This is a genomic window from Mesotoga sp. UBA5825, from assembly GCF_002432955.1.
Lineage (GTDB): Bacteria > Thermotogota > Thermotogae > Petrotogales > Kosmotogaceae > Mesotoga.
Genome location: NZ_DJHG01000089.1, coordinates 1 through 2,278 on the forward strand (window position 1 = coordinate 1; position 2,278 = coordinate 2,278).

The following is a 2,278-nucleotide window of genomic DNA, read 5'->3' on the forward strand; positions in this document are numbered from 1 at the left end:
GATTGGCAGGATTAGAATTATCTATTTCTGACTTACCTCCAGTAGATTTGATGCATTTCCAGCCATTCTCGCTTTTCCAGTTTTTTCTCGCTGCGTCGAGAAGAACCTGTGTTCCGAGTATGTTGGTCTTCAAGAATATCTGGGGATCATGGATTGATCTATCCACGTGCGATTCTGCAGCGAAGTTTATCACTCCATCTATTTCTTGTTCGTTGAAGATACTTTCAATGAGTTCCGTATCGCAGATATCGCCTTTTATGAAAGTGAATCTCTTTCTCTCTTTTTCAGTGAGTTTAGAGAGATTATCTAGATTACCAGCGTATGTGAGATTGTCCAGACCGATAATCTTTCTCTCAGGGTGTTTACGAAGATAGTAATATACGAAGTTGCTCCCTATGAAACCAGCTACACCTGTAACAAGAAGAGTCATCCAAATACCTCCAGCTCTTTGAGAAATCTCTCAGTTGCATCTCTCCAGTTTGGAAGTTCATAGCCTATCGTTTCCTCCAACGGGAAAGTATCCATAGCAGAGAATTCTGGTCTTTGGGCTGCTGTTTTGAATTCCGAACTCTTCGCTGGAATCAATCTGCCTTTCCAGCCAGAAAGCTCCAGTATGTATTTCGCCCAGTCGTATCTGCTGCAGTATCCAGTGTTTGCCATATGATATATACCGTAGCATTCCGTGGACAGAAGATCCAGAATCGCCTTTGATAGATCCACTGTATAAGCAGGAGAGGATATCTGATCGTCGACGACCTTCAGCTCATCTTTCTCCTTCGACCATTCGAGGATCTTTTTTACAAAGTTAGTGTTTCCTACGCCGAAGACCCAGCTAAGTCGAACAATAAAGTATCGTTTCGTGAAAAGCCAGACGAGTTGTTCGCCATATAGCTTGCTCTGGCCGTATTTTGACAGCGGCTTCGGCTCATCCCATACGAAGTAAGGACTTCCCTTCTTCCCGTCAAAGACATAATCGGTGCTGAAGTGCATGAGAGGAATGCCATGTTCGCTTGCTGCTATCGCGAGATTCTTTGGTCCGATAGAGTTGACCAAAAAAGCGTTCTTCCAGTCATCCTCGGCCTTATCTACGGCGTTGTACGCGGCGCAGTTGATTATTGCGTCAGGAGTTGTTCGTAGAACGGCTTCTCTTACAGATTTGAGGTCGGTAATATCTAGATGAGTAAGCAGATTGCCGGGTTGGCAGATTGTCGGGTTGGTAGAATCTGCGTTTTTCTGGTGGCTTGTGGCTTGTGGCACGTCGTAAGAATCATTTATTCCACATGTTACCCGCGACGTGCTACCTGCTAGATAATCAGTAGGAATATACTTGATCCCTCGTCTACCACATTCTTTCTGAAGGTCCTGGCCAAGTTGGCCGTTGGCACCAGTTATCAGGAGTTTCATGAATACCTCCAACTTAGTTGATTGGCAGATTAGTCTCATTAGCATGTAGCTCGTTGCTCGTGGCCCGTAGTCCGGAAATCTTAGGTTCTTACAACGTGCCACGTGCTACCAGCCACGAGCTTAATATGACTAATCTTCTAATCTGCTAAACTTCAGCTCCTTAAGCGTAGGCCACTTCTTGTCCTTTTCAGACAACAAAGGCTCACTTATTCCGTATTCTTCAAGCGGCCATTCTATAGAAATCTCTGGATCACTCCAGATGATTCCAGCTTCGTCTTCTGGATGGTAATAATCTGAACACTTGTATGTGAACTCAACAATATCAGTAAGTGCAAGAAAACCATGAGCAAAGCCTTTGGGTATAAATGATTGCTTCTTGTTCTCTTCGCTCAGAATAACGCCGAACCATTTCCCAAAGGAAGGTGAGTTCTCTCTTATATCGACTGCAACATCATACACTTCGCCTCTGATAACTCTTACTAGCTTAGCTTGAGGAAATCGATTCTGAAAATGAAGTCCCCTAAGAGTTCCCTTCTTTGACTTCGAGTGATTATCTTGAATAAAGTCTACATCTATACCTATTCTCACAAACTCCTTCTTGTTGTGTGTCTCCATGAAAAAGCCTCGGTTATCACCAAAGACGGTTGGTTCAATAATGAATAGATCAGGAATTACGGTATCGACTCTAGTGAACTTGGACATAATTACCTCCATAGATGCTGATTAGCAGATTGGCAGTTTGGTCGAATTAATTCTCATTGCCTACTAGTTGATCCACAATCTAATTCGCTGTCTAGAAAGGAACTTGTTTTCCATCAGGAATACAGCTAAGCCTTTTGCTGATCCAAGGGACAGCTAATCCTCTAAATCGCTA

Annotated in this window: 3 protein-coding genes; all 3 read right to left on the reverse strand. The window is 43.4% G+C overall.

Features of this window, described 5'->3' with window-relative positions; all coding sequences use genetic code 11:
• The coding region (locus B3N33_RS08985; RefSeq protein WP_292593053.1) for a GDP-mannose 4,6-dehydratase at positions 1-430 on the reverse strand (430 nt) is incomplete at its 3' end.
• Complete coding sequence (gene rfbD / locus B3N33_RS08990) at positions 427-1,404, reverse strand: dTDP-4-dehydrorhamnose reductase (protein WP_292593055.1); 978 nt, start codon at positions 1,402-1,404, stop codon at positions 427-429. The genes B3N33_RS08985 and rfbD, both read right to left, overlap by 4 nt.
• Positions 1,405-1,533: 129 nt before the next feature.
• Positions 1,534-2,106: a dTDP-4-dehydrorhamnose 3,5-epimerase gene (rfbC, locus tag B3N33_RS08995; RefSeq protein ID WP_292593056.1), complete on the reverse strand. Its 573-nt coding sequence runs from the start codon at positions 2,104-2,106 to the stop codon at positions 1,534-1,536.
• Positions 2,107-2,278: the final 172 nt, after the last annotated feature.